We start from the raw sequence: 2,527 nt of genomic DNA on the forward strand, positions 1-2,527 counted from the left end.
GGGATTGCAGGGCGGATTCAATCTCTGCCGGGAAAAGGTTTTCACCGGCATAGATGATCATGTCTTTGACGCGATCGCAGACGAACAAGTAGCCAGCGGCATCGCGGTAACCGGCGTCGCCTGTCCGGATCCATCCGTCGACGAGCGTTTCATGTGTTTCGTCGGGGCGTTGCCAGTATTCCAACATCACCGAAGGCGTTCGCAGCCAGATTTCGCCGGTCTCGCCCAACTCGACTTCGTTGCCATCGCCGTCAGCAATCTTGCAATCGACGCCTGGCAAGGGACGCCCGGTAGCAGAGGACAGGCATTCGTCTTCGTGGTCGCTGGGACGCAGACAGATCGCCATGTTCCCCGTTTCGGTCAATCCATAAATTTGAAAGAAGTCCGCCTTTGAGAAAGCTTGCCGAGCACGGGCGAGCAAATCGGCCGAGATTGGTGAACCGCCGTACAAGAAACCGCGGACGCTGGATAAATCCGTTGTCGCGAAGGAGGGTTCTGCCATGGCGAATTGGATCATCGCCGGGACCATCGGGACCTGGGTGATGCGATGCGTCGCAATCAGTTCGAGGGCCTTCCAACCCATGAACGCTTCCATCAGGACACCGGTCGCACCGACCAAGAATCCTTGGATCGCCCACCACAATCCACCGATGTGGAATTGAGGCAGGGACAGCAACAGCACATCGTTGTGATTCAGCCCCATCCAGTCATCGCCTTGACGCCGCATGCCGCGCCGCAAATCGAAGAATGTTCGATGGGCCAGGACAACGCCTTTGGGAATCCCCGTTGTGCCGGACGTGTAGATTTGAACCACCGGATCGTTGGTGCTGGCGACGTGTGCCGGTGCTGAGTTGTCGCCGGCATCTCGCCAGGCCGGGTAGTTCGCCATCGAGAGCACGGGAAGATTATGCTCGGCCAGTTTCGCAGCGGATTCATTGTCGGCAAAGACAACTTGGGCTTGGCTATCACGAATCAGATTGGCCAGTTCGCTTGCGGACAACTTCCAGTTCAGCGGCACGAGCACGCAGCCTGATTTGGCACATGCCAGCAGGAGTTCGTAATTCGCGATGGAGTCTTTAGCGATGATCGCGACACGGTCACCGGGAGAGCAACCTTCAGCGCGGAGGCTGGCCGCGGCGCGATCGGACGCGTGGTCGAGCGATCGAAAATCAATTGACTCTTCGTCGATTCTGAATGCTGGATGCGTAGCGAACCGTTTGGCCAAGCATCGACAGGCCTGGTCCAACGTTTCGCAATCATCCGCGGCGTTGAAGGGAAGCTCAGCCATGAGTCAGGCTCCCACCGCGACGGGAGCATCGAGCTTTCGTTTGCGGCGCCGCCAAAAGGCTCCGGCAGCGCCCGCCGCAGCAAGCACCATCACACTGGATGGTTCGGGAACCGCGGTGACACCCGCAAACGAAAAACTGCCGACGTCTAAACCAGACTGGATTCCGACTTGTCCACGAAACTCGGGCGTCGTGAAAAGGTCACCGTTGAACGTCAAAGTTCCGGGAGTGCTCAGCGTCGCGGCGGTCGTGTCAATCGTCAGATTGCGGATGTCGTAAAGAGCCAGCGATCCAGGCAGATTGTGCGTGAACAGCCAACCGCTGTTCTCACTGTCCAGTGCCATGCGATCCGCGTCATACGACAGTGTCAGGTTTTTGTAGTGAAACCATGTGCTTGTGGGCACGTCTGCGATCGGATCGTACATCGTGGAGTTGGCGAACCAAAACGAATCCCCGCCAGTGAACTGCGTCGATCCCGTGGCACCGCCCGTTGCGACCGACCCCGCATCAAAGGTGAGCGTCTGCAAGCTGGAGTCGCTGTTGAATCCATAGTTCAGGCCGGTGGTACTGGGGCGTGTCCAACCTGACGTGACGGCATCGGCAAACGTTCCGGAAGCCGCTGGGCGGCCAGGGTTACTGGTCGCACTGTGCCCCGCAAACTCGATGAAGCTTTGGTTGGTGTCATAGAGAAAGGAACCGTTGGTTGCCTGGCCGCGCGTGTTGATGTAGTCAACGTCAGCCCCATCGGCAAACGCATCACCATCGAGATCAAAGGTGAGCGTTCCGCCGGTTACAACGTCGCCGTACGCTAGGTCTGGCTTCATCAGTATCAAGAGTGCAAAGAGTGTCGTGAGGGTGAGGGATCTCATGGGGCGAATCATTAGGAATGGCGAGGTCTGGATTTTTGATCAGTGCGCGCAAGACCAGCCTTGGCCTGACGGCCACTGATTGAGATGCCTTCAGCCAAGCAACATCAACCGCGCCCATGCGGGCGTCGGCCAATCCGCTTTTGTGAGGAGCAGGCAACCATTTCCCACATGGGAGCGGTTCATGCAGCTCGGCTGAACAGGCACTGAAAAGACACTTGCTAAACGCAGCTCGGTATGGAGAAGCGTCCAGTAAGTTGCGGTGCAGAACGATGCCGCATCGCTCGATCTTCCTGGCGGCGCGAGAACCAACACCACGCCAGTGCATGCACACATCGCGACCGCAAAACACAGCAGTGCTGTGTTCCCGGAAGG

The 2,527-nt window shown here is 58.0% G+C and carries 3 protein-coding genes; all 3 read right to left on the minus strand.

All coding sequences use genetic code 11. The features are described from left to right. Nucleotides 1-1,288 (minus strand): AMP-binding protein (locus ACF8AM_RS10460; RefSeq protein WP_392555588.1); only part of this gene is annotated, 1,288 nt, incomplete at its 3' end. A gap of 3 nt (nt 1,289-1,291) precedes the next feature. After that, the gene (locus tag ACF8AM_RS10465; protein ID WP_392555589.1) at nt 1,292-2,155 is read right to left on the minus strand and encodes a PEP-CTERM sorting domain-containing protein; all 864 of its coding nucleotides are present in this window, start codon (nt 2,153-2,155) and stop codon (nt 1,292-1,294) included. 90 nt (nt 2,156-2,245) lie between these two features. Next, a partial coding sequence (locus ACF8AM_RS10470) for a hypothetical protein (RefSeq protein WP_392555590.1) occupies nt 2,246-2,527 on the minus strand: 282 nt, incomplete at its 5' end.

Source organism: Rhodopirellula sp. JB055 (assembly GCF_043100905.1).
In the GTDB taxonomy this organism is placed as follows: domain Bacteria; phylum Planctomycetota; class Planctomycetia; order Pirellulales; family Pirellulaceae; genus Rhodopirellula.

What these genes read in the sequence shown, in the direction of transcription:
- ACF8AM_RS10465 (WP_392555589.1), bottom strand. Translation starts at nt 2,155, where the DNA reads ATGAGATCCCTCACCCTCACGACACTCTTTGCACTCTTGATACTGATG.